The following is a 22,965-nucleotide window of genomic DNA, read 5'->3' as shown; positions in this document are numbered from 1 at the left end:
CGAGAATAAGATCCGGCCGAGAGCGGGGAAGGATCGATCGATATTACTGGGATGCCGGCGCGGCCGAGAGAGCGGATCGCTGCCAATGTGCCGTAGTAACCTGCGTTGCAGAGCAGGATGCTCGGTTGCGCTCGTTCAGCGCCCTTATGATCGCCAAAATCCACTAATGCACTGTTTGAAATAAAAAACTGCCCCGCGCCCCAATCTGGAGCACCGTCTTTTATTCACACCCCGCTACTGTCGCGAGTCAAAAGTTATTACTTAATCGCGAATACTTAATATGGCCTATGACAAGCCCGTCCTGCTTGCCGAAGTTTTTGAGCAACTTGGGGCGCTGGCGCTCGATTGCTGGCGGGGGACGCACGGCGCGATCCTGCCTTGTCACTGCGATCGGGGAAGCGTGCGGAAACCGACAATTCGAGGCGTGTTCCGCGCGCGTTTTATGGTGTCAGTATTTCCGGGTCATCCGGCGCCAAAACCTTTTCTCGGCGGTAGAAAAGGATTTCTAGAGACAATTTAGGTTTACATGGATTTTCGGATCGCGACGGCCAAGGTTGACTTGAAACGCGATAGCGTAAAGGCTCATATTTCTTGAGTATGCGAGCGTGTGAAAATAGAGACTTTGGTCGATACAACGCAAAACCGGCTGGTTTACATCGGGTTTGCACGTCACGTTTTCGCATCGCAACGGAAACTCGCCAGCTGGCGGTTGTTCGGTGGTGCTCGGACGCGCCGGTAGAAAGTTTTGGGGTGATGGCTACTCGCTGGGAGAAAATGAACGCCGGACAGTCGAGGGAATGCACGGCATGACGGCATTTCATTTCGGAAGTCGTCGCCGCCGCCTTTTTGGATACTATGAACCGGCACTGGACGAGACTGGCAAAGCGCGTAGCGTTTTGCTCTGCTACCCATTGGGGAACGAGCAGGTCTTCGCCTATCGAACCATGCGGCAGCTAGCGGCACGCTTGGCATCGGGCGGCCATCACGTCTTGCGATTTGATTACTTCGCGACCGGAGACTCTTATGGTGAATCCGGCGAAGGCGATCTCGCAGGTTGGTGCGAGGATATCGAAACGGCCATCGACGAGATCAAGGAGATCAGCGGGGCCGCTACGGTGAACCTCGCGGGGCTGAGGCTTGGCGCAAATCTTGCGGCTCGCGTTGCCGTCAACCGCCGGAAAGACATTAACAAACTCATTCTTTGGGAGCCGCTCGAGGCTGGTGAGATTGCGTCGGCTGGAATTCCGGCTGCATCGAGCGAGCCAACTTCAAAACTCGCCGAGGATTTCGGGAAGGAAGCCATCGCCGGCAAAGCGCAATCGCTGCCGGCCAAAACGATGGTGCTGCTCACGGAGCAATCTCGCGCGCCGTTGGATTTCGGCGCCTTAACCGTCCAGAACGTACCCGACATGTCCGCTTGGGACGAGGAACGTTTGAATTCAGGATCCATCCCGGTCGAAGCGGTTCAACGCATAGTAGATTGGTTACAATGACACGAGGATTTAGCGAACTTGCCGTGCAGTTCGGCCCCTCGGCATCGCTGGTGGGAATTCTATCGCGGCCTCTCCCCGAGTTCGAGGTGCGGCGCACGGCCGTCGTGATCCTCAATACGGGCATCGCGCATCGGATCGGGCATCATCGCATGTACGTGACGATGGCGCGCGATCTGGCGAAGCTCGGACATCTGGTTTTCCGGTTTGATTTTTCCGGCATCGGCGACAGCGCGGGTCGAGATGACAGCCTCAGTCCGACAGATGCGCACCAGGCGGACTTGGCGGATGCACTCGACTGGCTGACCGAGAATTGCGATGTCCAAGATGTCGTGTTGATCGGTCTGTGCGCGGGCGCGGAGATTGCGCTGAGGTACGGTTATAAAGATCAGCGCGTGCTCGGCATGGTGCTGCTCGATCCGACCGTTCCTCCGACGCCTCGTTTCTACGCGCAATATATTGCGCGGCGGTTGGTCAGCCTGCGCAGCTGGTTGTCATTCGCGAGCGGGCGTGGCCGCATCTGGCAAGAGCTGAGCACACGCGCGAAACGGGCGGTTGGTGCGGAGGCGCGGCCGGCACCCGGCACGATGGATGACAAGGTTCGTAATGAGCTCGAGCACCTTTATGGGCAGGCGCTCGACCGCGACTTGAAGCTTCTGATCGTTCTCACGGCCGGAACGCTGGATGGCCGCCAGAACTATCGCGAGCAGCTTTTCGATGCCTTGCCGAATGTTCCGCTGCGCGGGCGAGCGCAGGTCGAATACTACAAGGACGCAGATCACACGTTTACGTCGCCGGTTGCGCGGGAGCGGCTGCAAGACCTTGTTTATGGGTGGGTCGGCGGATTTCAGGATTCCGATCGCGCCGCGGGGCCGGCCGACGATTCAATCGAGAATTCCGAAGAGCGGTCCAGGATGACGGTGTCGCCGACGCGCGAGAGTGCCGCCGGCGACTGAAGGTAACTCGCCTATATGGGCGGGAGCATGGACAGCCAGTTGCCCACGAACATGAGATAGCCGTTCAAAGCCCACGGAAGAAATTTCCGGCCTGGCATATTGTAACGGCAGAAATCGCGCCGGAAATTGCTCCAGTTCGCGGCATTGGCCCCGTTGATCGAAACGGTGATCGAGGGCGAAAGAATGCGCGCGGTATGCCACCAGCCGGACGGCATGAAAAGCGTTTCGCCGGGATGAAGCTTGAAGCGGATGCCCTTGGCGTTGCGGAATTCCGGAAAGCGCGCGGGATCATATTTGTCGACGTCGTTGACGTCCGAAAGGTTCGGCTGACCGTTGCCGCCGTTTCGTACATATAAATATTTGCCCTGATCGGGCGCGAAGCCGATGTATTCCTTCACGCCCTGAATCTGCATCAGGAAGGCATGCGTGTGCAGGCCGTCGTAGTGCATGACGGGAAATTTTGCGCCTTGCCCGCCGATGTAGAGTTCCTTGTAAGTCAGATACGGAGCGCGCACCGTTATCAGCGGATGGTCGAGCCAGTTCGGCTCCGTGCACGCAGGCATCGGCTCGATATCGTCCTGCAGCTCTTTCGGCAAATTCTTGACTGGATAGTTGTGCAGGTACGGTGCGGGTGACTGAGGCGAGGACGTGCGAACTTCGGCGATGAGTTCCGCCATCGACAGGCGGCGACCTTCAATTTCGAGGGGCATATCGCCATACTGGTTCTGGAAATAGTCGAACGTCCATTTGTCTCGCGCGGCCCAGTGGTCCAAACCGCCGGTGATGATGACGGGCTTCAGCGGCAGGACGTAATCGCGCTGATAGCGCTCGGGGCTGAGCTCAGACCATTCCATGCGGTCGATCTTGTCGGAGAACATGGGAGTGTCTGAAATATCTTCGACAGGAAAATCCATTCCCACCACCTGTAAACGGAGTTCAGATATGTGAATTTGAAGCGCGACGTGTGCGGACGTTCGTAAAGCATGACGTCATTTTTCGGGACACTATTCTCCTGCCAGAGAATTGGCAATTTTTAGCTTGTTTGCATTAATTCCGGCGCCTCAAGTGCTTCCGTCACGCTGTTGCGATCGAGCGACCGCGGCTTCCGCCTGGGCCGCTATCTGGCGCAGAGACTGGAAGAACAGGCTCCGGGGGTCCATGCGCCAGCCGATTTTCTTCTGCAGCGCGACTGCCACTTTGATCGCCAGCAGCGAATGACCGCCAAGATTGAAGAAGTTCTCTCCGGCGTTGATCTTCTCGATCCGCAATTCATCGCGCCAGATGCTCGCGAGCAGCTTCTCCATTTCGGTGGAGGGCGGTTCGCTGACGACCGTATCGCTTCTTGCCGACCGGAACGTATTCGGCAAAGCACGGCGATCGACCTTGCCGTTCGCGGTCAGGGGAAGCGCCTGCAGGGTGATGAAGAAAGACGGGATCATGTAATCCGGCAGCACGCTGCGCAGATACCGGCGGATCTCGCTCGCCGTCAGATCATCGCCTTTGACGCCGACGAAATAGGCGACGAGCTTCTTGTCGCCGGGGACGTCTTCGCGCGCGACGACGACAGCGTCGGCGACGCCGGGGCATGATTTGAGCGCGGCTTCGATTTCGCCAAGCTCGATGCGGAAGCCACGGACCTTCACCTGATTGTCGATGCGTCCGAGATGCTGCAAACGCCCGTCAGGCAGCCAGCGGCCGAGATCGCCCGTGCGATAGAGCCTTGCACCGGGATGATCGGTGAAGTGATCGCGCACGAAGCGTTCGGCGGTCATTTCCGGCCGGTTCCGATAGCCGAGTGCAACACCATCGCCACCGATCCAGATTTCACCGGGAACGCCAGCAGAGACGGCTTGGCCTGCGCGGTCGACGATATACATTTGCGTATTGGAGATCGGGCGGCCGATGGAGAGAAGGTCGTCGCCGGGCTCGATCTTTTCAACGCTCGACCAGATCGTCGTTTCGGTCGGACCATAAAGATTCCAGAGTTCCTTGACCCGCGGCAGCAGCACTTTGGCAAGGTCGGCCGTCAGTGCTTCGCCGCCGCTGAACGCGCGCAGACGATCGTTGCCCTGCCATTCCTCGTCGATCAGCATGCGCCACGTGGCGGGCGTTGCCTGCAACGTCGTGACCTTGCTGGCGGCCAGCAATTCCAAAAGCTTGGCGCCATCGACGGCCGTTTCGCGCGGCACGAGTTCGATCCGCGCGCCTACGAGCAAGGGAAGGTACAGTTCGAGCGCCGCGATATCGAACGAGATTGTGGTGATCGCGGCAAAGACGTCGCTATCCGATAAGCCCGGTTTTAGGCGCATTGCGGAGAGCAAATTCACGAGTGCGCGGTGATGAACCACGACGCCTTTCGGCCGTCCGGTCGAACCTGACGTGTAGATGAGGTAGGCGGGATCGTCGGGCGCCGGCGCGACTGCGAGGTTGTCGCGCGAGACTCCATCCAGAGACAGATGGTCAAGATCGAGGATGCTGACGCCATCCAGCTTGTCGAGCGCTGCCGCTGCTTCGCCGGCGGTCAGCAACACCGCCGCGCCGCTATCCTGCACCATGTAGGTCAAGCGCTCGGCCGGGAAGCCCGGATCGAGTGGAAGATACGCCGCGCCGGATTTTTGAATCGCGAGCAGCGAAACCAACAGCTCGAGTGAACGGTCGAGGCACACTCCGACGACCATGCCGCTTTTGGCGCCGTGCTGCAGCAACACGTTGGCGAGCTGGTTCGCTCTGGCGTTCAGTTCATTATAGGTCAGATCCTCGCCGCTGAAAGAAACCGCGATCGCGTCGGGATTTTTCTGAACTTGATCCTCGAACAGCCGAGTGAAGGGCGTTTCGGAAGGATAGCTCGCAGACGTGAGGTTCCAGCTGCGGATCTTGTCCGTCTCTTCCGCTGCCAGCAGCGGAATGTCGTCGATGCAGACGTCGAGGTCCGTCAGCAAGCTGTCGAGAACGCGCTGATACTGCCCGACAAAACGGGCGATCGTGCTCTCGTCGAACAGCTCGCTGTCGTATTCGGCCTTCAGCGAGTTCGACAGGATGCTGTCGATGGTCAGGCCGATCTCGAATTGTGCGGCTTCGAGATCGATCGCATGGTCCTTGCAATCCAGGCCGTCCAACTGAATGCGGCGCGTCGCGGGCGCATTCAACAGATTGAACATGACCTGCGCGAGCGGCGGACGGCTGTTGTCCCGGGCGCCGGGCAATTCTTTCGCCAATTGCTCGAAGGGTGCATCCTGATGCGCGTAGGCATCGAGCGCCACGGCTTCGATGCGTCGTAGAACTTCGCGCAGAGTCGGTCGGCCCTCGAGATCGATCCGGAGAACCAGCGTATTGATGAAGGTTCCGACAAGCGTTTCCGTGGCGGTATGTGTGCGGTTGGCGATCGGCACGGCAATCGTAAAGTCGGATTGGCCCGTCACGCGATGCAGGAGCACGGCATAGGCGGCGAGCAGCGTCATGAACAGCGTGTAGCCTTCGCGGCGGCCGAGTTGCTCGAGCTGGTCGCGCAGATTTTCAGAGAACGGCTGTTCGTAGATTTTTCCTTGGTAGCCGAAGATGTCGGGACGCGGCTTATCCGTTGGAAGCTCGATAGGTTCGATGCCGTCAAGCTTCTTACGCCAGTAAGCGAGCTGCGGTTCGGCGTTCGTATCGAGCCAGTTTCGCTGCCATTGCGCGTAGTCGCTATAGGTCGTTGTCTGCGGCTTGAGGCCGGCAGGTCGTCCCGCGCGGATGTTGTTGTAGGCGGTTGCGAGTTCGCCAGAAAGCAGCCCCAACGACCAGTTGTCGATCGCGATATGGTGGGCCGTCAGCAGCAGCAGGTGACTTTCGTTGCCAAGCCGGAACAGGACGGAGCGCAGCATGACGTCGCGTGCGAGATCGAAATATCTCCCAGCGTGGTCGGTGGCTTGGCGGAGCGCTTCCTTCAAGGCATCCCGGCCGAGGTGGCTCAAATCGATGATTTCGAGCGGCTGTTTGCTCCACGGGTGCACCACCTGCAACGGGCGCGAGCCGTCGAGATGATAGGTCGTCCGCAGCGTTTCGTGGCGCGTGCGCATGGCGTCGATGGCCTGCTCAATCGCCTCGATGTCGAGCGGTCCGCTCAGTTCCAGAGCGACCGGAATGTTATAAGCTTTGCTCTCGGGAGCCAGCTCATGCGTGAGCCACATGCGCTCTTGCGCGACTGACATCGGCGCGGGCTTGTTCGAGTTCCGGGGCGTGATCGCGGGCAACGGCTGAAGCCCTTTCTGTTCGCGCACGACGTCGTCGATGCGGGATGCGAGTGCCTGCACGGTGCGATGCTGAAACAGCTGGGCGACGGGAAGCTCGATCGCGAATGCGTCGCGAATGCGAGAGGCAACCTGCGTCGCGAGCAAGGAGTGTCCGCCGAGTCTGAAGAAGTCGGCAGTGCAGTCGATCGCCTCGCGCCGCAGAACCTTTTGCCAGATGGCGGCGACCGTTGCTTCGGTCTCGGTGGCGGCGGACGTAATTGCGTTCTCAGAGATTGTAGTAGTCGCCTCGGGCGCAGGCAGAGCCTTGCGGTCGAGCTTGCCGTTGGCGTTCAGTGGAAGTTCGTTGAGAACGATAATGTGAGCCGGCACCATGTAAGCAGGCAGGCGTGCCGATAGAGATGCAAACAGTCTGTCGACAAGAGTGGCGTCGGTGCCGCTCGCGACGACGTAGCCGACAAGCCGCTTGTCGCCGGGCACGTCTTCGCGCGCGACGACGACGGTGTCGGTGACGCCAGCGCATGCCTTGAGGGCCGCTTCGATTTCGCCAAGCTCAATTCGGAAGCCGCGAACCTTGACCTGATTGTCGATGCGGCCGAGGTATTCGATATTGCCGTCTGCGCGGAACCGCGCGAGGTCGCCGGTCCGATAGAGACGTGCCCCGGCGTCATGCCGGAACGGATCGACCGTAAAACGTTCAGCGGTCATCTGCGGTTGATGGAGATAGCCACGCGCGACGCCCGCGCCGCCGACATAAATCTCGCCGGGGATACCGAGGGGAACGGGGTTGGCGAAGCGGTCAAGAATGTACGCGCGGCCGTTTGCGATCGGGCGGCCGATCGTTGCCGGTTCGCCGGGTTGACGTAGCGTATACGTCGAATACGTCGTGTCTTCGGTGGGCCCGTACAGATCATAGACGCGCTTCACGGTGCCGGTCGCATAGAGGCTGTCCACCAGGCTCGTCGGCAGGGGTTCGCCTGCGAGATTGACGGTCTCGACGCTCGCGGGAATGCCGCCGATCCGCACCAACTCGGCGCCGGCCGACGGGACGGTGTTCAACAAGGTGACTTCATTGCGTGCTGGCAATTGTGCCAACGCCAATGCGTTCTCCGCGAGGATGATGCGGCCGCCACTCGCCAGAGGAAAGAAGATCTCGAAGATCGACAAGTCGAAGCAGACAGACGTAGCGGCCAAGACGCCGGTGATCTGGCGCTGGTCGTAAATGCTGCGCGCCCACGCGATCAGCGCGGCGGCGTTGCGATGCTCGACGGCGACGCCCTTAGGCTTTCCGGTCGATCCGGATGTGTAGAGGACGTAAGCGAGATCGTTCGCTTGCACGTCGACGTTTAATCTGGCGTCATTCTGAGCGGCGATGGCCGCAGCGTCGGTGTCGATAAGAACGCGAACTTTGTCGTAGGCGGGGAACAGGCGATCGAGCGAAGACACCGTAATGAGGATGTTGGCCTTAGCTTCGCTCAGCATGACGCCGATGCGATCGGCAGGATATGCCGGGTCGAGCGGCACGTAGCATGCGCCGGTCTTCATGACTGCGAGCAGCGTCGCAATCAGATCGGCGTTGCGTGGCAGGCAGACGCCGATGATTTCGCCGGGCTTGGCTCCCTGGCTCTGCAAGTAATGCGCGAGCTTGTTGGCGCGCTGATCGAGGTCGCGATAGGTCAGGCGAACGTCGTCGGCAATGATTGCTTCGGCGTCCGGCGTGAGGTCAACCTGCTGCTCGAACAGGCGATGGACGACTTGGGTCGACGGCAATGGCACGTCGGCTCCGGTACCGACATCGAAAATGCGCCGGCGCTCGTCGTCGCCCAAGATGTCGAGGGCCGCGAGCGACGTTTCGGGATCGCGCGTCAGGGCGCTGAGCAGCGTGTGGAAATGCTCGAGCCAACGGCGAACGGTGTCGGCCTCGAGAATATCGCTGTTATATTCGCATTCGACTGTGAGTTCAGTGCCGTTGTCGACGACGTTGACGTTGAGATCGAATGTCACGAAACGTTTCGGCGTTTCTAAGCGATCGAGCGTCAGATCGCCGAATTCGAACGGCGCGCCGATCCGGTCGATGTTGAAGACGACGGAAACCAGCGTCGGCCGGCTGGGGTCGCGCTCGATGTTCAGCTTCGGCAGCAGGCTGCTGAACGTGACGTCCGGATGTTGTTGTCCGGCGAGGAACGTTCCACGCACGGATTTCAGGAAGTCGCCGAACGTCGCGGCCGGATCGACGTGACAACGTAGCGGCATCGTCGCGACGCAATGGGCGACGAGGTGACTGTTGTCGAGTTCCGACTGTCCGGCGAGCGGGATGCCGAGCACGATGTCGTCCTGCCCCGACAGACGGAACATCAGCACTTCGAAGGCCGCGAGGAGCGTATGAAACAGCGTCGCGCCGCGGCCGGCGCCAACGGTCTTGATGCGCTTGTAGAGATCGGCGTCGACGCGGATGTCCTGGCGCGCACCGCTGCGAGATCTGAGAGCCGGGCGTTGGTGATCGTTCGGCAAGTCGAGGTTCGGCAGTTCTCCCGTGAGCTGTGCGAGCCAATACTCTTCGTCGGCGGTATCGGTGCTCTTATCGACGAGGTCTTGGACGTAAGTCTCGTAGCTCATCGGATCGGTGAGCTGCGGCTCCAGTCCGAAGCAATCGGCCTCGTAGCTTTTGGCGAGGTCGGAGAAAAGAACGGACGACGACCATCCGTCGCAAACGATGTGATGCACGGTCACGACGAGGCGATGAACGTCTGCGGAAAAGCGGAGCACTTTTGCCCGCAGCAGTGGATCGGTCGCGAGATTGAACGCTTCGGTCGCTTCGCGATCGATGATGCGCTCGAACGCAGCTTGCTGCTGCGCTGGGTCAATCGCGCTCAGATCCTCGAAAATTATGGTAACGGCGCGAGACGGGAGTATGCGCTGTTTATCTCCGGATTTGTCGAAGCTCGTCCGTAGAGCGGCGTGGCGCGCAATGACCTGGTCGAGCGCGCTTTGCATCGATGCCAGCGAGAGCGGACCGCGAAGATGCAGGACGAAGCACTGATTGTAAGCGCAGCTGGCATCGTCTCCCATCTGCGATTCAACCCACACTTCCCGCTGCTGCGGCGTAACGGGAAGTGTGGACTGCGGCTCACGATTGGCGGAAACGGACTCAACCGGCACAACATGGAACTCCTTGCGCTCACGCATTGCGTCAGCCTCGAACTTTCTGGGGCGAAGCATTTGCAGCGTACGGCAAATCCGAACCGGCGTGGGGGCGCGGGTCCTGGGCCGGCTCCTTGCTGCCGATCGTCGGGATGTCTCCGAGGCCCGGCAGGAAGCCAGCTTTCTGCATGTCTTCGATCGAACGCCGGAATGCATTCGCGATTACGTCGAGATCGGCGTCGGTATGCGCCAGTGTCAAAAAGCCCGGACGTTCCCACGCGTGGACGCCGTGGTGGCGCATGTAGGCAAAGAGCAGCGACGCGAGCGGCGCATCGGGCGGAAGCTCAAACACAAACCAGGATGCAAAGTGCTGGAGGCTGATCGGCGCGTGCAGCTCTTTCGCGATGGCGCTGAGGCGTTTGACGAACTGCGTGGTGCGCAGATTCAATGCGCGCTGCAACTCAGGACCGTCGTTGCGGATGCGCTGTAGAACGGCGCGCGCTGCGGCGAGAGCGAGCGGATGGCGGACGAACGTTCCGGCAAAGAACGTGACGCCGACTTCCGGCACCGAGTCGTCTCCGAAATGCCATTCGCCGCCGTCGAGCGCATCAAGAAAGCGCGCGTCCCCTGCGATGATTCCGATCGGCAGGCCGCCACCGACGACTTTGCCGTATGTCGCCATATCCGCCTTTACGCCGAATACGGATTGCATGCCTTTGGGGTGCACGCGGAAGCCGGTCACGACCTCATCGAACACCAGCGCGGTGCCCGATTTAGCAGTGATCTCGCGAACCTCGTGCAGGAATTGGCGCGGCTGAAGGTTCGGCCTGCGGCTCTGAATGGGCTCAACGAGAACAGCGGCGAGTTCGTCGGCGCGCGCTCTTAAAATTTCGAGAGCCGAGTCCTGTCCGTATTCGAGCACGATGATGTTGTCAGTCATCGCTTCGGGAATGCCCGGTGCGATCGGCTGGGCGCCCGCAACTCCATTGCGCGTACGGGGCCGCGCGAGCACTTCGTCGAAGATGCCGTGATACGCGCCCGCGAACATCGCGATCTTGTCGCGCCCGGTGACCGTGCGTGCGGTTCGGATTGCAGCCGTGACGGCCTCAGAGCCGGTGTTGCAGAACGCGGCGCGCTCCATACCGACGGCTTCGCAGAAGAGCTGCGCGACCTCGCCTGCAATCGGAGACTGCGGGCCGATCTCGATGCCTGCATCGAGCTGGGCTTTGATGGCCGTGCGAATGAATTCCGGATTGTGGCCGAAGAATATGGAGCCAAACCCATTGACGAGGTCGACGTATTCGTTGCCATCGACGTCCCACAGGCGAGCGCCTTGCGAGCGCTCAGTCGCGATCGGATAGACAAGCTCTTTCCACTGCGGGCGGAAGCCGGCATTCGAACGCGGGTCGGAGAGCTGCTTGCGATTTTTCTCGGCAAGCTGCTTCGACTTTTCGGTGCGGCGGCAATAGAGTTCGATGAAGGAGTCGAGGTTGTGCTGGCGCTCGGCGCTGAGCGTGCTCTTGCCGGTCGTCGGCGGGCGATACGGTCCGAACGCTTGCGTCGGCTGTCGCGTCTCGGCGGACTGCGCAGCGGCGGGAGCGGGTGCCGGAGCTGGTGCCACAGGGGCTGGTGTTGTGGTGACGATCGATGCAGCGGACGCAGCATGTTGAACTGGTGCCGCAGCGGGTGGGGCGCCGAATTCCTGCAGTGCGAGGCGTTGCAGAAGATCGAACTGCCCCGCCATGATCTGAGCGTTCTGGCTGAGCAGGTGAAGAAGTGTCGAGCGATCCGTAGCCGGGAGCGTTTGTCCAATGAATTGCGGAGCCGCAGAATGGAAGACAGGCGTAGACGCAATCTGCATTGCTGGAGGTGGTGGCGTTGCCGCAGCGGGTGCCGCGGATGCGACCGGCTGCGGCGCGATCCGCCCGGCGAGCGAAGCGATGGTGGCGCTGTCGTTCAGAAGCTCGCGGAAATGTATTTTGAGCCCGAATTTCTTATTCAACGCGCCAGCCGCTTGAGTGAGCGCAAGGGAGTCGAGACCGAGTTCGACGAGCGAGACGTTCGGGTCAAGGCTGTCAGGCTCCAGTCCCGACAGATCCGCGAACAACTGGCGAAGGCTCGCGATTTGCGGCCCTGAACTCGACATGGGATTGCTCCACTCAGAAAGGGATGTTGCGGATTGGTTGACCGGTTGCACGTTTGCCGGAGCTTGCGCGATGACCGGCGCGCATGCGGGCTGAAGTGAAATGGGGGTGGGAACCGGCCGTGGATCGTGCACGGGGGCGTCGATCCAGAATCTGGTTTGTTCGAATGCGTATGTCGGCAGTGAGATGCGCCTGCCACCGCGGCCTGCGTTGAATGCGGTCCAATCGACACCGCTGCCCGCGCACCAAAGATCGCCGAGCGTCTGAAGTGTGTGATCCAGTTTGTCTTCAGTTTCGCGATCGGCAGACAGCGAAGTGACGACCGGCGCACCCGACGCGCGCGGACCTTGCTGACGCGCCAATGACGCGAGCGTGCGGCCTGGTCCGACTTCAAGCAGCACCTGCGCGCTATCGTACAAGTGTCGGATGCCTTCGGAGAAGCGGACCGGCTGGCGCATCTGGCGCGCCCAGTAAGCCGGATCGATCCCGTCTTCGTCCGAGATCGGTGCGCCGGTGAGGCAGGAGATCCAGGCTTGCGTTGGCGTTTTCGGTTTTGCTTCGCGGACGAGTTGCTGGAAAGGCTCGACGATTGAATCCATCACAGCTGAATGGAACGCGTGCGATGTTTCGAGCGCGCGATATGCGATGGCGTTCGCGGACAACTCGCGTTCGAACTGGCTGATGGCGTCGTGCGTGCCGCTGACGACGACGGTTCCCGGAGCGTTGTAGGCAGCGACGGAAACGCCTTCTGCGATCAGCGTCGCGATCCGCGCGGGCTGAACTTTCACGGCAAGCATCGCGCCCGTCGGAAGGGCCTGCATGAGCGCGGCGCGTTTTGCGACCAGCCGCAATGCAGCGTCGCGATCGAACGTGCCAGCAATGGTCGCCGCCACGTATTCGCCGAGGCTGTGGCCAATCAAAGCCGTCGGCTTGACACCCCACGACATCCACAAGCGAGCAAGCGCATGCTCGATCACGAACAGAGCCGGTTGCGTGAAACGCGTCTGCTTCAGATCGGCTGCAGCAGCGTCGGCGTTGCTCGGTGCGGGATAGATGAGGTCTCTCAGATCCCGGCCCAAGATCGGGGCAAGCACGTCGCAGGATTCGTCGACCTCGCGACGGAATAGCGGCTCCTGATCGTAGAGGCTACGCGCCATGTTGATGTGCTGAGCGCCCTGTCCGGGGAACAGGAAAGCGACGCCACCGAAATTTCGCGCGGTCCGCGGCGCGTGCTGAGCGTCGGCGGATGCAGCGGATAGGACTTTGCGCGCGTCATCGGAATCGCGGCAGACGAATGCCTGGCGATGGTCGAAGGGGCGACGGCCGGTCTGCAGCGTGACGGCGACATCAGCCAAGTCGAGACCGGTTTCCGTTTCGAGGTGGGCTGCGAGGCGTCGGCGTTGCTCGTCAAGTCCTGCGGCCGTGCGATGCGAAAGCACGAGAAGCTGGCTGGAACGCGCCGTTCCGCTCGCCGGGTTCGCAGGCGCTTCTTCGAGCACGACATGAGCATTCGTGCCGCCGACACCGAACGAACTCACACCGGCGCGGAGAGGGCGGCCGTCGAATTCCCAGGGACGCACTGTCGTGTTCACGAAGAATGGAGAGTTTTCGAGATCGAGCTTGGGATTGGGCGTCTTGAAATTCAATGTGGGCGGCAGAACGCGATGGTGCATCGCCAATGCCGTCTTGATAAGACCGGCCACGCCCGCCGCGGCGTCGAGATGTCCGATGTTGGTTTTCAGCGAACCGATGGGGCAACTACCTTTGCGAACGTCGCCGCCGGCCCGGAACGCCTGCGTCAGGCCCGCGATTTCGATCGGATCGCCGAGGCTCGTGCCGGTGCCGTGCGCTTCGATGTAGGAAATCGTTTCCGGGTCGATGCCCGCGAGCGCCTGCGCCGTCGCGATGACTTGCGTGTGACCTTCGACGCTCGGCGCCGTGAAGCTGACTTTGGCGCTGCCGTCGTTGTTCAACGCCGCGCCTTTGATGACGGCATAGATGCGGTCGTTGGCTTCCAGGGCGTCGGAGAGGCGGCGCAGTGCCACAAGGCCGAGGCCGTTGCTGAAAACGGTGCCGCTTGCGTTAGCATCGAAGGCACGGCAATGGCCGTCGGAAGATGTGATCGCGCCTTCCTGCGAGAGATAGCCACGCTTTTGCGGCAACGCGACCGTGACGCCGCCCGCGAGAGCCATATCGCATTGCCACGTCTGCAAGCTCTGCACGGCGGTCGCGACGGCGACGAGGGACGTGGAGCAGGCGGTGACGATGTTGAGCGCCGGGCCTTTGAGGTCGAGCTTATAGGCGACGCGTGTGGTGAGATAATCCTTCTCGTTGCCCATCATCGTGGTGAGCCAGCCCACGAGATCGGTCACGTCCTTACGGTCGATGAGATTGCGCAGGAAGTAGGTGTTGTTGCTGGAGCCTGCGAAGAGCCCGATCGATCCGGCGAAGGCGCGCGGATCGTAGCCAGCGTCTTCGAGGACTTCCCACGACGCTTCGAGGAACAGGCGTTGTTGCGGATCGAGAACTTCCGCCTCGCGCGGCGTAATGCCGAAGAAGCCCGCGTCGAATTTGTCGACATCGGCAAGGATTCCGCGTGCCGGGACATAAGCCGGGTCCAAACGCGCCGCCATCTCATCAGGATCGGCGGGTTCGAGTTCGTTGGGGCTGAAGTGGCTGATCGTTTCGCGGCCTGCGATCAGGTTCTGCCAAAGCTCGCGAGGCGAGCGCGCGCCCGGAAAACGGCCTGCCAGTCCGATGATGGCAATCCCGTCGTTTGAATCATAATTCTGCGCATAGGACATCGTCAGCCCAGCTTCGTTCTAGAACGCTGTTTTGCGAGGGCAGCGCGCTGCTTCATGGCGCGGTCTGCGGCCTCACCTGCCGGCTGGGAAGCAAATGCAGTGCCATCTCCGCCATCAAGGCTGATAGCCAGCGCCCGGATGGTTGGATGAGCCAGAAGCTTGACGATCTGCACGCGCACGCCGAAGGCTTCTTCTATGAGCTTATGCATGCGCAACAATAAGAGAGATTGGCCGCCGGCGTCGAAGAAATTATCGTCAATGCCGACGTCGGAGCGGCCGAGGAGCTTGCTCCAGATTTCCGCGAGGCGCCGCTCTGTCGAAGTATTGGCGGCTGCGGATGAGGACGTCCTGCCCCTTTGCACAATGGCTGCGCGAGCTGCGGCGGCCTTTCCGCGCCTCTCCGCCGGCAGCCGTCCCATGACATCGGCGAGCGTGGTTTCGGGTCCGCTCGCCGCGAGTGCGGCGAACACGACGGGCAAATCCTTCGCGATGGCGTTAACCGTTTCGCGATCGAGGCGGGTGTTATGCGAGATGAGCCGAAGGATCAGCTCGTCGCCCGGGCTCGCGGCAATCGTCAGAGCATAATTTGTCGCTTCCGGTGTCTGGACGGGGAGCAACTTGGCGTCGCGGCCGAGCTGGCCGATGGCCGCATCGACCTGGTAGTTTTGGAACACGATCAAGCTGTCGAACAGGCGGTTGTTCCAAGATACGTCACTGACGCCCTGAATGGCGTCGAGCGGCGTATACTGATGTTGATTAAGGTCGAGCTGCTGTTTCTGCAGTCGGCCGAGCCAGGCGTGCAGAGCCGTGTCGGCAGGCAATGCAACCCGAACCGGCACGTTCGTGACGCAGGGGCCGATCAGCGTTTCGATGCCCTCGATATGATCCGGACGCCCGGAGAGCGTCGCGCCGAAGACGACATCGCGCGCGTCCGCATAGTGCGAGAGCAGCAGGGCCCAAGCAGCCTGCACAAGGGTGCTCGGCGTGCTTTCCGTCGCGAGCGCCAGAGCGCGCAAGTCCTTGGTCAAGTCGTGCGATACGCGAACGATGATTTCATCGGGCTGCGAAGCTGGCGCGCCCGGCGGTTGCGCCGATGGGCTGGAAAGCGCCAAAGGTGTCGGCTGCGAAATGCCTGCGAGCGCGTTGCGCCAGTAGTCATGCGAACCGGCGGGGTCTTGCTGCGATGTCCATTTCACATATTGGACGAATCCGACCGGGCTTTGCAGCGCCGCAGGCCGCTGGTCCTGCAATGCCGCATAGATCTCCGTGATTTCGCGGAAGAGAAGCGGCCAGGACCAGCCATCGATATAGAGATGGTGCGTGGTCCAAACGAGCTGCCATTCGGTGTCGGCGGTGCGCAGCAATGCGATGCGCATCAGCGGCGGGCGAGCGTGGTCGAACGGCGTTTGTGCGTCTTTTGACAGTGTTTGCTGAAGTGCGTTCTGGCGATCGGCGGAACTGAGGTGACGCCAGTCTTCTTCGCGCCAGGGAAGCGTCGCCTCGGGCAGCACGACCTGGATCGGTTCGCCGTTGGGCAAAGTCGCGAATGCCGACCGCAGGATCGGATGTCGCGCAATGGCTTGTCCGAAGGCCTGACGCAGCAATGCAGGCTCAAGGCCGCCTTCGATCCGGAATTGCCACTGCTCGAGCCCGACCGAAGAACCGGCCTGCTCCATGACATGGAAGAGGCGCTGCATCGGAGTCAGCGGATAGGCATCGCCGAAGCCCGGATAGTTGCCCCAGAGTTCGTCGACTTGATCTTGTGTCAGGCTCAGAAGGGGAAAGTCCGACGGCGTGCGTCCGGCGTTCTGCGGCTCGCGGCAATGGCGAATGATGGCCTTGAGTTGCGCTATGAAATCGGACGCCAACTGCTCGACGGTTGCGCGCGCGATCTGGCTTTCGCCGAAGATCCATTCAACGTTTAGTTTTCCGGACCGGATTTGCGCCAAGACTTCCAGCGCATGCGTGCGTTTGTTCTGAGACGCATGCCAGGGGCCTGCGGATTCAGGAGCGAAGGCGAACAGTGAGGAGTCGCGCGTCACCTGATCGAACTGCCCAAGGTAATTGAACAGAATCTGCGGGCGCTGGGCGCTCGCGAGCTTCTCGCGCACGGTCGCGTCTTCAGCGCTGTAGCGCAGCAGACCATACGAGAGGCCGCGATCTGGGATGGCCCGCGTCTGCTCCTTGATCGCCTTCAGTGTCGGCCCGACCGAGGCATCGGCATTCAGGTCCAGACGCAACGGAAAGAGCGACGTGAACCAGCCGATGCTGCGCGACAGGTCGAGGCCCGCGCCGATGTCCTCGCGGCCGTGGCCCTCCATTTCGATCAGGAACGACGTGCCGCCACTGGTCTGCCGGAGCGCCGAGGCGAGAGCGGTCAGCAGAGCGTCGTTGATCTGTGTTCGGTACGCAGTCGGAACGTCTTGCAGGAGGGCTGTTGTCTCTGCGGGATCAAGCTCGACGGTCAACGAGGTGGCTTCGGCTTCGAGGCTTGCGCCATGCGAGACGACGGGCAATGCCGCGGTGGGCGCGTCCAGCATGCGCAGCCAAGTTGGTGCGGTCGCAGTGACCTGTGGATCGCGCGCATAGGCGGCGAGGCGAGCGGCGTGGGCCTGGAATGAGCTGCTATGGGGAGGGAGGTTTACAGGCCGCCCTTGCGCGAGTGCGCTGTACGCTGCTTCGAGATCTTCCAACAAAATGCGCCAGGAAACGCCGTCGATAGCAAGGTGATGTGCCACGAGCATCAGGCGGCCGGGCTGGTTCTTGCCTAGGACGAAATGCGCGGCGCGTATCAGCGGGCCTTGCGCGATGTCGAGTTTAGCCTGCTCGGTGGCGGAGATGCTTTCGATGTGCGCGCGCTGCGCTTCAACGTCGATGGCCGACAGGTCGTGGCTGATGACGTCGACCTGCGGTGCGCCGTCAGCGAGCCGCGCCGACCAGCTTGCTCCGTCGTTAGCAAAACGCAGACGGAATGCATCGTGATGATCGCAGACCGCGGCTAGCGCTCGCGCGAGGAGAGCGTGATCGAGATCATGCGGCACCTCGAAGACGAATGCCTGGTTCCAGTAATCGGGGGTCGTGAAATTCTGTTCGAAGAACCAGTTTTGGATCGGGGTCAATGAAACGGTGCCCGTGGGCCGTGCCGCAGGCGCGATGTCGCGATGCTCGCGGCTGTCGATGCAGCGGGCCAACGCGGCGACGGTCGGATGCTCGAACAGATCGCGGGTCGTAAAGTTTGTGATGCCAGCCTGACGGCATTTCGCGACGACCTGGATGCTGAGAATTGAATCGCCGCCGAGTGCGAAGAAGTTATCGTCCGCGCCGACGCGTTCGATGCGAAGAACGGCAGCCCAGGCATCTGCGATCTTGCGCTCGGTTTCGGATCGCGGTTCGACGAAGCTCCGCTGATTGTTGTTCTGGCTCTGATCGTCTGCCTGAGGCGCAGGGAGTTTGCCGCGGTCGAGCTTACCGTTGGCGTTGAGCGGCAGCACCGGCACTTTGATGAAGTGCGCCGGGATCATGTACGGAGGCAACGTTTCAGTGAGCGCGTTGCGCAGCGCGAGCGCGTCGAGCGGGCTCGAATCCTTGCCGATGATGTAGGCGGCCAATCTCTTGTCGCCGGGCGTATCTTCGCGCGCGATGACGGCAGCGTCCGCAACGCCGGGGCATTGCTTCAGCCCGGCTTCGATTTCTCCGAGCTCGATGCGGAAGCCGCGTATTTTGACCTGCAAGTCGATGCGCCCGAGGAATTCCAGGTCACCGTCTGGAAGTCTGCGTGCGAGATCGCCGGACCTATAGAGTTTCGTTGCGTGCAACGGATCGAACGGGTCGGTCACGAAGCGCTGGGCGGTCAGTTCGGGGCGGTTGAGATATCCGTCCGCGACGCCCGGGCCGCCGACCCAGATTTCTCCGGGCACGCCGACGGGCACCGGTTGGCCGCGTTCGTCCAGCAGGAGAATGTAAAGATCGGGAATGGGTTCGCCGATGACGCTGCCGGTGCCGGCGTCGATGTCCGCGCGCGTTATGATGCGATAGGTGACATGCACGGTCGTCTCGGTGATGCCGTACATGTTGATCAGGCGCGGCTTCTGATCTCCGTAGCGCTCGACCCACGGTTTGAGCGATTGCAGTTCGAGCGCTTCGCCCGCGAAGATGATTTCGCGCAGCGCAAACTTTGCCGGTGCGTCGGTGAGGTCAGCCTGTATGAGCTGGCGGAATGCGGACGGCGTCTGGCAGAGGATTGTCACCTGCTCTTTCACGAGCAGGTCGCGATAAGCGACGGGATCGCGGCTCACCCAATACGGCACGACGACAATGCTGCCGCCGTGGAGCAGCGCGCCCCACAGTTCCCAGACCGAGACATCGAATGCGTAGGAATGGAAGAGCGTCCAGCGGTCTTTTTCGTTGAAGCCGTACCAGTGGGTCGTCGCACTGAAGAGCCGCGCGACGTTGGCGTGCGTTACAAGCACGCCTTTGGGTTTGCCCGTCGAGCCTGACGTATAGATGACGTATGCGAGATCGTCGGGAGTCGATACGCTCTCGGGATCGGTTTCGGGAAAACCGTTTCCTGCGGTGGCAATGTCGAGGCATTCGGCGTCGAGCTGCAAGGAGTCCGAGACCGTGCTGCTTGCGAGCACGAGGCGGGCATTCGCATCCTCGACGATGAAGGCGAGCCGATCCTTCGGATAATCCGGATCGATCGGCACATAGGCGGCGCCGGCCTTTATGATCGCAAGAATTCCGATCGCGATGTCGGCGTTGCGTTCGACGGCGAGACCGACGAAATCGTTTCGCTTTACCCCCTTCTGCCGGAGCGCGTGCGCGAGCTGATTGGCTTTGGCGTTGAGTTCGCGATAGCTCAACGTCAGATCGCCCGCGACCACGGCTTCCGCATCGGGGGTCAGCCGGACGCGAGCTTCGAACAGGCTTTGCAGGATCGAGACGGCATAGCCGGAACGGCTCACCGGGTCGTTGGCCAAAAGCGCTGCTCGCTCGCCGGCGGGCAGCATCTGCAATCCGTTCAAGTTCGTGGCGTGATCCTGGCCGGCAAGTCTATCTGCGATGCCGGTCAGGAGTTCTTCGAGATAGCGAAGCACGCGCTGCGCGACGTCGTCTTCGAAGCGGTCGCGTGCGTACTCGATGCGCAGCAGAAGGCGCTCCCCGCCGTAGGCGATGAGCGCGAGCGGGAAATTCGTCTGGCCGACGTATTGGAACGAGCGCTGTTGCCAGGCGCCGCCAAGTGCCTTCAACTGCGCATCGAGCGGCATGTGTTCGTAAACGACGAGAGTTTCGAACAGCGGGCGGCCGCGTTCGATGTCGCTCCAGCCTTGAACCCTGACAAGCGGAGTGTGTTCATGCGCCCGCGTGGCAATGCTCTGATCGCGGATCGCGCGCAGCCAGTCTCCGAGGTCTGCGGCGCCATTGACGTTGACGCGCACGGGAAGCGTGTTGATCAGAATGCCGACGATGTCATTAGCGCCTGGAACGCCCGACTTCCGGCAAGCGCGCGTTGCGCCGAAAACAACATCGCGTTCGTTGCTCAGGCGGCTGAGTAAAATCGCCCACGCGCCCTGGAGGAGCGTGTTCATCGTCACGTTTGCGGCAGACGCGGCTTGCCTCAGATTCTTCGTTGCTTCGGGAGACAAACGGCTTTCGACATTGCCGAATGCTTCGCCGCTATCGTTCCGTGGGGCGGTGCCGCCTCGCTCGACCCAGATTTTCAGCGGGGCGCTAAATCCGGCAAGAAGGTCTTTCCAGTACCGTTCGGCGCCCTGATCTTTCTGATCTTTCCGGTCTTTCAGCCATTCGACGTGCTGGCGAAATTCAGGCAGAGCCGCCAGCGCCACTTCTGAAGCTTGCCGCGTATCGGCGACGTCGAAAACATCGCGCAATACGATCGGGAATGAGCGCCCGTCGAGAATGATGTGATGAAACGTCCAAACCATCATGAGTTCGGACGCCGTCCGGATGAACGTCAGCCGCATGAGCGGTGCCTGGCTGAGATCGAAGCCTTGCCGGCGATCGTCAGCGAGGAAGCGTTCCAAACGGTTATTCAATTCCTCAGGAGCAGAGGCGCGCCAATCGAAATGCGAAACCGGCAATTCGGGCGATTTATGAACCCGCTGCATCGGCTCGGGACAATCGAGCCATCGGAATGACGTGCGCAAAACGGGATGGCGTCGTAACGCAAATCGCCAGCCTTCGATAAGGCTTTCAACATCGGTGTCTTTGTCGAGTCTGGCGACAATCTGCTCGATATCGATGCCGCTATCCGGGCGGGTTATCGCATGCAGCAGCATGCCCGCCTGAATGGGGGAAATGCCATAGGCGTCACTGGACTGTTGTAACATTTCGCAATCGCTTGCCGCAAAACGCAAATTTGGCGGCAGCCTCCCTCGTAAACTTGGAGTACTTTAATACGCCTATTTAGGATACGTATTGCTCACTAGTGATTTTAGTAAAAATTTGTGATGTTTCTACGGCCGTGGGCTGATTATCTGTATCAGGTGTAAACGAATGCCGAAACTAAGGGTTGGGGACTTGGTTGTTGTCCGCTCAGCGGATGAAATCTTGCGTACGCTCGATGACAATGGCGCGCTGGATGGCCTTCCTTTTATGCCGGAAATGGTGAGTTGGTGCGGTCAGGCTTTTCGCGTTCAGCGGCAGGTTCATAAAACCTGTGTCGATGGCCATGCGCTGCGGGTTTTTCCGTCGAACGACGTCGTGGTTCTGAGTGGTCCGCGCTGCGATGGCAGCGGGCACGACGGATGTAAACATGGATGCAGAATATATTGGAAGGAGAGTTGGCTTCGGCCAGCCGGCGAGAAAGAGCAAGTCGCGGCCGATCCTAAACTCGATGAATTGCGTGCTCGCCTGAAGATAAAGACGGATGAAACTCATTATTTCTGCCAATCAACGGAATTGTACAAATCGACCCGCGAAGCGACGATCAAAGGAAACTTCAAAAGACTGCGCATCGCGGCGAGTGAGATATTGAGCGGCGATCTTCGCGCGTTTCAGGCTGCGCGCCTGTTCGCGACCTTCTATTGGCAAAAACTGCTGCGGTTTTCAGGCTGTGACGATCGCCTGCGGGGCAATCAGAAGCCAACACCCAAACAATCGTTGAATCTTCAACCCGGCGAAATCGTGCGGGTGAAATCGCAGGCTGAGATCGTCGGCACGCTCGATTACAAAATGTCGAACCGGGGGCTCTCGCTTTGCCACGAGATGATGAGATGCTGTGGACGCGAAGCTGGCGTTAGGGCTCGTGTCGACAGAATGATCAATGAACAAACGGGCGTGATGCGGGAAATCTCAGACACCGTCACGCTCAGCAGTATGATAGGCTGCGGCGGGCTCGGAGAAGAGTGTCTGTGCTACGACGAGCCCGGGGATTGCCCTCGCGGCGAACTGATGTATTGGCGGGAAATCTGGCTTGAACGCGTGAACAAGTGATCGAGAGCATTCGGCATCCGGCTGCGCGCCTCGCGATCGAGGCTGATGATCTCGACGTGTTTGCGGTGAACCTCGATGCGCCGGAGGACGTGCGCGCGAGGTTATGGTCGCATCTTTCGTCGGAAGAACGCCAGAACGCCGAAACGTTTGTCTTTCCCGAGCACCAGCAGCGCTATGTCGTGGGCCGCGGCATGTTGCGAGAGCTACTTGCACCGCGGCTCGGCATTCCGCCGGGTGGAATTGAATTCATTGGGAACGCGTATGGGAAACCAAGGCTTGCCGACGTTCATCGCGCGCCGGAGTTGAATTTCAACGTCTCTCATTCTGGCTCTCTGGCTCTCTATGCCTTCTGCCGCGATCGCGACGTTGGTGTCGATGTCGAGTTGATGCGCGAGATCGAAGACGCGGATGATTTGGCGGAACGCTTCTTTTCGCCAGCCGAGGCGGCAGCGTTGGCGGCATTGCCAGTAGATCAGAAATCGCTGGCGTTTCTCGCTTGCTGGACGCGAAAAGAGGCTTTCATCAAGGCCATTGGGCTTGGGCTCAGCTGTCCGCTTGATGCGTTCGACGTCAGCCTGGAACCCGATGCGCCGGCGCGCCTTCTGCGGATCGATCCCAGCATTGACAGCGTTTCAAGCTGGTCGATGCAAGGCTTTCGCCCACGTGACGGTTACATCGCGGCGGTGGCACATCGCCCGCGCGAGCGGGTCCGGCAGGATCGTCTTGCGGCGTCAAGCGCGGACTAGGGC

At 60.8% G+C, this 22,965-nt stretch carries 9 protein-coding genes; 5 read left to right on the top strand and 4 right to left on the bottom strand.

Annotation, left to right across the window (positions count from 1 at the left end; all coding sequences use genetic code 11):
* Window positions 1-280 precede the first annotated feature (280 nt).
* The 3 genes from HYPGJ_RS19090 (at window position 281) to HYPGJ_RS18395 (ending at window position 2,446) form a co-directional block, all read left to right on the top strand.
* A complete protein-coding gene (locus HYPGJ_RS19090; RefSeq protein WP_143440503.1) occupies window positions 281-520 on the top strand; it encodes a hypothetical protein in 240 nt (79 codons plus the stop codon).
* A 286-nt stretch (window positions 521-806) separates the two neighbouring features.
* Window positions 807-1,493, top strand: coding sequence for an alpha/beta hydrolase (locus HYPGJ_RS07510; RefSeq protein ID WP_159108287.1), 687 nt, complete (start codon window positions 807-809; stop codon window positions 1,491-1,493).
* Window positions 1,490-2,446, top strand: coding sequence for an alpha/beta fold hydrolase (locus tag HYPGJ_RS18395; protein WP_052750825.1), 957 nt, complete (start codon window positions 1,490-1,492; stop codon window positions 2,444-2,446). Before HYPGJ_RS07510 ends, HYPGJ_RS18395 begins: the two co-directional genes overlap by 4 nt.
* Before the next feature lie 11 nt (window positions 2,447-2,457).
* On the opposite strand, the gene HYPGJ_RS07500 is transcribed toward HYPGJ_RS18395, so the two are convergent.
* From HYPGJ_RS07500 to HYPGJ_RS07485, 4 genes are all read right to left on the bottom strand, one after another.
* Window positions 2,458-3,360 carry a cupin-like domain-containing protein gene (locus HYPGJ_RS07500; RefSeq protein WP_046846542.1) on the bottom strand — a complete coding sequence of 301 codons (903 nt, stop codon included), beginning with the start codon at window positions 3,358-3,360 and terminating at the stop codon, window positions 2,458-2,460.
* A 147-nt stretch (window positions 3,361-3,507) separates the two neighbouring features.
* Window positions 3,508-9,858 (bottom strand): non-ribosomal peptide synthetase, encoded by a 6,351-nt coding sequence (locus tag HYPGJ_RS07495; RefSeq protein ID WP_159108286.1) that lies wholly within the window; start codon window positions 9,856-9,858, stop codon window positions 3,508-3,510.
* 4 nt (window positions 9,859-9,862) lie between these two features.
* Window positions 9,863-14,761: a type I polyketide synthase gene (locus tag HYPGJ_RS07490; RefSeq protein WP_046846541.1), complete on the bottom strand. Its 4,899-nt coding sequence runs from the start codon at window positions 14,759-14,761 to the stop codon at window positions 9,863-9,865.
* A 2-nt stretch (window positions 14,762-14,763) separates the two neighbouring features.
* Window positions 14,764-21,111 (bottom strand): non-ribosomal peptide synthetase, encoded by a 6,348-nt coding sequence (locus HYPGJ_RS07485; protein WP_083984053.1) that lies wholly within the window; start codon window positions 21,109-21,111, stop codon window positions 14,764-14,766.
* A 220-nt stretch (window positions 21,112-21,331) separates the two neighbouring features.
* Here HYPGJ_RS07485 and HYPGJ_RS19085 point away from each other — a divergent pair, with 220 nt between their 5' ends.
* Together HYPGJ_RS19085 and HYPGJ_RS07470 are read left to right on the top strand one after the other, a co-directional pair.
* A complete protein-coding gene (locus HYPGJ_RS19085; RefSeq protein WP_143440502.1) occupies window positions 21,332-22,216 on the top strand; it encodes a hypothetical protein in 885 nt (294 codons plus the stop codon).
* Entirely contained in the window at window positions 22,213-22,962 is a 750-nt protein-coding gene (locus HYPGJ_RS07470) for a 4'-phosphopantetheinyl transferase superfamily protein (protein WP_046846538.1), read from the top strand. The genes HYPGJ_RS19085 and HYPGJ_RS07470 overlap by 4 nt, the downstream gene beginning before the upstream one ends.
* Window positions 22,963-22,965 lie beyond the last annotated feature (3 nt).

Source organism: Hyphomicrobium sp. GJ21, assembly GCF_001006785.1.
GTDB lineage: Bacteria > Pseudomonadota > Alphaproteobacteria > Rhizobiales > Hyphomicrobiaceae > Hyphomicrobium_B.
The sequence above is the reverse complement of the archived record's forward strand: the minus strand, read 5'-3'. Positions and strand labels throughout refer to the sequence as shown.

What these genes read in the sequence shown, in the direction of transcription:
- HYPGJ_RS18395 (WP_052750825.1), top strand. Translation starts at nt 1,490, where the DNA reads ATGACACGAGGATTTAGCGAACTTGCCGTGCAGTTCGGCCCCTCGGCA.
- HYPGJ_RS07490 (WP_046846541.1), bottom strand. Translation starts at nt 14,761, where the DNA reads ATGTCCTATGCGCAGAATTATGATTCAAACGACGGGATTGCCATCATC.
- HYPGJ_RS07510 (WP_159108287.1), top strand. Translation starts at nt 807, where the DNA reads ATGACGGCATTTCATTTCGGAAGTCGTCGCCGCCGCCTTTTTGGATAC.
- HYPGJ_RS19090 (WP_143440503.1), top strand. Translation starts at nt 281, where the DNA reads ATGGCCTATGACAAGCCCGTCCTGCTTGCCGAAGTTTTTGAGCAACTT.
- HYPGJ_RS07500 (WP_046846542.1), bottom strand. Translation starts at nt 3,360, where the DNA reads ATGGATTTTCCTGTCGAAGATATTTCAGACACTCCCATGTTCTCCGAC.
- HYPGJ_RS07485 (WP_083984053.1), bottom strand. Translation starts at nt 21,111, where the DNA reads ATGTTACAACAGTCCAGTGACGCCTATGGCATTTCCCCCATTCAGGCG.
- HYPGJ_RS07495 (WP_159108286.1), bottom strand. Translation starts at nt 9,858, where the DNA reads ATGCGTGAGCGCAAGGAGTTCCATGTTGTGCCGGTTGAGTCCGTTTCC.